6 protein-coding genes are annotated in these 5,436 nt (G+C 63.5%); 3 read left to right on the plus strand and 3 right to left on the minus strand.

Annotated features, from left to right (window positions below):
- The 3 genes from recF to dnaA form a co-directional block, all read right to left on the minus strand.
- A partial coding sequence (gene recF / locus AC2VOK_RS14030) for a DNA replication/repair protein RecF (RefSeq protein ID WP_428901027.1) occupies positions 1 to 935 on the minus strand: 935 nt, incomplete at its 3' end.
- On the minus strand, positions 936 to 2,135 hold the full coding sequence (dnaN, locus tag AC2VOK_RS14035; RefSeq protein WP_428901029.1) for a DNA polymerase III subunit beta: 1,200 nt from the start codon (positions 2,133 to 2,135) through the stop codon (positions 936 to 938).
- A gap of 512 nt (positions 2,136 to 2,647) precedes the next feature.
- Positions 2,648 to 4,165 carry a chromosomal replication initiator protein DnaA gene (dnaA, locus tag AC2VOK_RS14040; RefSeq protein WP_428901028.1) on the minus strand — a complete coding sequence of 506 codons (1,518 nt, stop codon included), beginning with the start codon at positions 4,163 to 4,165 and terminating at the stop codon, positions 2,648 to 2,650.
- A gap of 562 nt (positions 4,166 to 4,727) precedes the next feature.
- On the opposite strand from dnaA, the gene rpmH reads away from it, so the two are divergent.
- The 3 genes from rpmH to yidD form a co-directional block, all read left to right on the plus strand.
- Complete coding sequence (gene rpmH, locus AC2VOK_RS14045; RefSeq protein ID WP_343709139.1) at positions 4,728 to 4,871, plus strand: 50S ribosomal protein L34; 144 nt, start codon at positions 4,728 to 4,730, stop codon at positions 4,869 to 4,871.
- Between the two features lie 24 nt (positions 4,872 to 4,895).
- The gene (rnpA, locus tag AC2VOK_RS14050) at positions 4,896 to 5,258 is read left to right on the plus strand and encodes a ribonuclease P protein component (RefSeq protein WP_343709138.1); all 363 of its coding nucleotides are present in this window, start codon (positions 4,896 to 4,898) and stop codon (positions 5,256 to 5,258) included.
- A 5-nt stretch (positions 5,259 to 5,263) separates the two neighbouring features.
- Positions 5,264 to 5,436: membrane protein insertion efficiency factor YidD (yidD, locus tag AC2VOK_RS14055; protein WP_428901030.1), on the plus strand; the 173-nt coding region annotated here is incomplete at its 3' end.

A 5,436-nucleotide genomic window follows, 5' to 3' on the forward strand; every position in this document is an offset into this window, starting at 1 on the left:
TCATACCGCAACAATTCGTATGCGGCCAATCGCAATGCCACCGCAAAAGACCACGATTCCCCATGGCTGGCAAAGCCTTTCGTCGGCTGATCACCCAGCCTTAGCTCAAGGTCGTCGCGATGCGGCCCGACCAGGCACATCCCGCGTTCCAGCTCCGCGTCACGCCGTGCCGCCAACGCGGCCAGGAGCGCTGTTTCGAGAGATGCGCGGTCACCGGCTGGGCTCTGCCCGGCCAGGCTCGCCCGGTAGACGATCGACGCCGGACGTGGCCCCGGCGCCAGCAGCCGGTAGGCCTTTTCCACCTCAGGTGCCAGCTGCTCGACCAACTCGATTCGGGCGGCCATCACATCGGCACCGTGCTCTGCCAACCGGCTGTCCCACACGTCGAGTGTGTCCAGCGCGCTTTGATCATTCCGATACCGCACCCCACCAAGGGATTTCAACAATGCCGTGCGCTGCCGTAGCACTCTGTCGTAGTCGGCGCGCGCGGCTGCGATACTCGGCCGGCGGATGGTGGCCAGATCATCGAGATAGCGCCGCCGTTCGGCCGGGTCACCCTGGACCAACGCCAGATCCTCCGGTGCGAACAGCACTGCACGCAGCACCCCGACCACGTCGCGCGTCCTGCGCACCGGAGACCTGTTCAAGCGGGCCTTGTTGGCGCGCCCAGCCGAGATCTCCAGGTCGACGGCGCATTCGCGACCTTCGTTCACGACAATCGTTGACACGATGGCCCGCTCAGAACCCACCCGGATCAATGGCGCGTCGGTGCCGACTCGGTGAGAGCTCAACGTCGTCGAGTACCAGAGTGCCTCGATCAGATTCGTCTTTCCGAAGCCGTTGGGGCCGACAAACACCGTCCGGCCCGGTCCTAATTCGAGGTCGGCCTGCGCCCAGGACCTGAAATCACGCAGTCCCAAATGCCGAACATACACCTAGCCGGGCAACCGAACTGGCATCAGTAAATACACGTAATCGGTCGGCGGAACGGAGAACGGGCCCGGGCCGAACGGATGGCTGTCCTCGGAATACACCGGACGCAGCAATGCCGGTTTTCCCGGGGTGGTGAATCCGAACGACACGCGTTCGGAATGGACCGATCCCAACCCGTCGGTGAGATACGTCGGGTTGAACGCGATCGTCAACGGCTCACCGACGAAGTCCACCTGCAGATCTTCCTCGGCGCGGCCGACATCCTCGGCGCCCGCCGAGAGTCGCAGGACGCCGTCGGAGAATTCCATCCGCACCTGCGCGCCACGATCCGCCACCAGCGCAACCAGCTTGATCGCCTCGGTCAGCTCGGCCACGTTCATGGTCGCCACCGCCGTGTGCTCAGCCGGTAACAGCTGACGGAACTTCGGGAATTCCGCATCCAGGAGTCGGGTGGTGCTCCGTTTGCCGTTACCACTGATACCGAGCAGGCCTTCCTTGCCCAACCCGGCGCCCGCGCCCAGGGACAACCGCACGTCGGATCCGTCAGTCCCGGATTTCGCGGCCTCGGCCAGCGTCTTGGCCGGTACCAACACCGCCGCCGCCACATCGGGCGACAACGCCGACCACGTCAATTCACGAACCGCCAACCGGAATCTGTCGGTGGCGGCCAGTACCACCCTGTCACCTGAGATTTCGACCCGGATCCCCGTCAGCATCGGCAGAGTGTCGTCACGGCCGGCAGCGATGGCGACCTGGCCGATCGCCTCGGCGAACAGATCCGCGGGTAAGGTGCCGGTGTCCTCCGGTAGGGCGGGCAGAGTCGGGTAATCCTCCACCGCCATCGTCGGCAGGGAAAACCGGGCGTTCCCGCAGGTCAATGCGACACGGTTGCCGTCGACACAGAAATCGACGGGCTTGTCGGGCAACGCCCGCGTGATGTCGGACAACAACCGTCCCGAAACCAAAACACTTCCCGGACAAGTAATTTCGGCCGGGATCTGAGCTTCGGCCGAAACCTCGTAGTCGAACCCGGAAATCGTCAGGCCATCATCGGAACCGGACAACAGGATTCCGGAGAGGACCGGCACCGCGGGCCTGGTGGGTAGGTTTTTGGCCACCCACGACACCGCGTCGCCGAAGGACTCCCGCACCAACCGAAACTTCAGGTTGGTGACGCCAGCTGCTGTCGTCGCCACGTCCATAAAGAGTCCCTTCACCTGACACGTGTTCAAATCCCAGGGCCAGCCCCCCACTAGCGTCGGTCCCCGCGACGAACGTCGATGGCACAGGTGGGCCATGACGACCGCAACGGCAGCCGAAGATCAACCGTAGATCGTCTGGGGCCATCTTGAAAGCTAGCGGCAGGGTCCGACAACGCGAAGCCTCAACCGCCACACGGCACCTGTTTATCCGAGTGTCCCCAGGGCCGGTTTTCAAAGAATGACGATCGAAGAGATATCAGTACCAGTAATAGGGGCTGTGGATGCTGGGGACAGCAGGATCCCGTGCAGCTAGGTGGCTCGTTGGGCTGTGGATGACGAGCTCGTCGCCTGTGTGGTGGTGGGTTGGCGGCTGGGGATTGATCGCGAGTGTGCACGGGTGTGTGGTGGGGGCGCCGGTTTTCGCCCGCGTTATACACATGGCTGCGCACAACACGATGACGTGACTCCTGTGACAGAGGAGTAAGAAGTTTTTCGGAAAAAAAGAGTGCGCGTCAGCGCTTGGACCGCTGACGGATACGTGTGGTCAGTTCCTTGACGTGATCGAACACCTCACGCCGCTCGGCCATCTCGGACAAGATCTTGCGTTGGGCGTACATGACCGTGGTGTGGTCACGCCCGAACGCCTGGCCGATTTTGGGCAGGGAGAGGTCGGTGAGCTCGCGGCACAGGTACATCGCAATCTGGCGGGACTGTGCCAGTGCGCGCGTCTTGCCCGGTCCGCGTAACTCCTCGACGGTGGTGTCGAAGTATTCCGCGGTGGCCGCCATGATGGTTGCCGCGCTGATTTGCATCGTGCTGGCGTCGGCAATCAGGTCGCGCAGCACGATCTCCGCCAGCGATTTGTCGATGGGGGTCTTGTTCAGGGACGCGAACGCGGTGACGCGGATGAGGGCACCTTCGAGTTCGCGGATGTTGCGCTCGATGCTGCTGGCGATCAGCTCGAGGACATCGTCGGGCACCGCGAGCCGGTCCATCTGTGCCTTCTTGCGCAGGATGGCGATGCGTGTTTCGAGTTCGGGGGGTTGGACGTCGGTGATGAGACCCCACTCGAAGCGTGTTCGCAGTCGGTCTTCGAGCGTGGCCAGCTGTTTGGGCGGCCGGTCGGAGGAGATGACGATCTGCTTGTTGGCGTTGTGCAACGTATTGAACGTGTGGAAGAACTCCTCCTGGATTCCTTCTTTGCCTTCGATGAACTGGATGTCATCGACCAGCAGCACGTCGACGTCGCGGTAGCTGCGCTTGAAGGCGACCTTGCGGTCGTCACGCAGGGAGTTGATGAAATCGTTGGTGAATTCCTCGGTGGACACGTACTTCACGCGCATCCCGGGGAACAGGCGTTGGGTGTAGTTGCCGGCGGCATGTAGCAAGTGGGTCTTCCCCAGGCCGGACTCGCCCCAGATGAACAGCGGGTTGTAGGCGCGGGCCGGTGCCTCGGCGATCGCGAGGGCCGCGGCGTGGGCGAACCGGTTGGATGCGCCGATGACGAAGGTGTCAAAGACGTAGCGGCGGTTGAGGCTGGTTCCGCCGGTGACCGCAGGATCGGAGTTGCGCGGACGTTCGGCGAAGTAGTGAGGCCAGCCTTGTTCGGCACCGAGGGGCACGTCGTCGTCCTGATCGTCGTTGTCGTCCGCGAGATCAAGTTCGGGTGCCGAGGGCAAGGTTTCCGCGGGGGTGACCGCATCATCGTCGACATTGTCGGGAGGCGGAGCGATGCGGACCCCGAGCTGGATCTGTTGTCCGAGTCGCCGGCTCAGGGCGTCGGTGATCGGCTCGCGCAGGTGGCGTTCGATCTCGTTCTGCACGAAGCTACTCGGCACCGACAACAGAGCAAAGCCCTCGACGATGGTGAGCGGCTGAACCAGATTGAGCCACGCCTTTTGCTGAGGGGTCAAAGGGGTGACGAGCGTTGCGCGGTTGCCGGCGGGAGCATCACCGGCGGGCTCGCCGTTGAGTTCGGAGACGACCGCGTTCCACACCGTCGTGAAAGTCGAACCGGGGTCATCGGTCAACGACGTATCTCCCTGGTCCTCGCATATCCCGGGTCGAGGGGCAATGACGACGAAGCGATTATCCACATGAGTTATACACAACTGTGTACAAGACGTAGTGCGGGCAACAAACCACCCCGACAGACGTGCAATCTTCCGGGATGGAGATTACCAGTCGAGGTCGCCTAGCCAGCCAGTCGATCCGCCATCGTCACTTGGATGTCGGCCGCCGACTGAGTCCGGCACGGCATGGCAAGAAGCTAACAGTTTTCTGTGCGGCTGCCAACCGTTGAGTTGCATTCCAGTTGTCCGGGGCGAGAACCGCCGAAGTGCGCGGTGTGTGGACGCGGGCTTCGGTTTCGGGAGCGGAACGGGCCGTTGTTGCAGGCCAGGTTTGACCCAGGGATAGCTCGTCAGTACCCTCAAACAGTCGCCCGAAAGTCGGCGATACGGCTGCGACCCACGTTGTCGTGGGGAACTGCGCCGGGACAGCAGCAAGACCCACCGCCGACCGTGGTCATGATGACACTTCCACGAACGGATGGCCGGGTTACGTGGACCGAGACACAACGAGGAGAACGCCGTGGCCAAGGGCAAGCGGACCTTTCAGCCGAATAACCGCCGCCGCGCCCGCGTGCACGGCTTCCGATTGCGGATGCGGACCCGCGCGGGACGCGGGATCGTCGCCAATCGGCGCCGTAAGGGGCGCCACGCGCTCTCTGCCTGATCTTCAGCGACAGGTTTTCTGGCGGTGCTTCCCGCACGCAACCGCATGAGGCGGTCATCGGAGTTCGGCTTGACGGTGAAGTACGGGACGCGTACGGCACAGCCCGATCTGGTCGTGCACGTTCGTAGGGCTGGCGACCAGGATGCGGGCACGGGTCCGCGGGTGGGGTTGATCGTGGGCAAGTCGGTGGGCTCGGCGGTTGAGCGCCATCGGGTATCACGCCGCCTGCGCCACGCCGCCCGCACGATTCTCGATGATCTGGATCCCTCCGATCGGCTGGTCATCCGCGCGTTGCCAGGCAGCCTCCAGCTGTCGTCTGTGGGGTTGGAGCATCAACTCCGGCGGGGGTTGCGACGCTCGTGGCTACGGGCCGGCAGCGGTCGGTGAGCGTAGTGGTGCGCTCGCGAGAGGCCTTTCGCGGGACGGGCACAGCGGCCGTCCGTGCGGTGGTTTTCCTGATCCAGCTCTATCGGCACATGGTGTCTCCACTTCGACCCCCGACGTGCCGGTTCGTGCCGAGCTGCAGTCAGTACGCGGTGGATGCCCTGACCGAGTACGGGTTGAT

This window comes from Mycobacterium sp. TH-M116 (assembly GCF_057473685.1).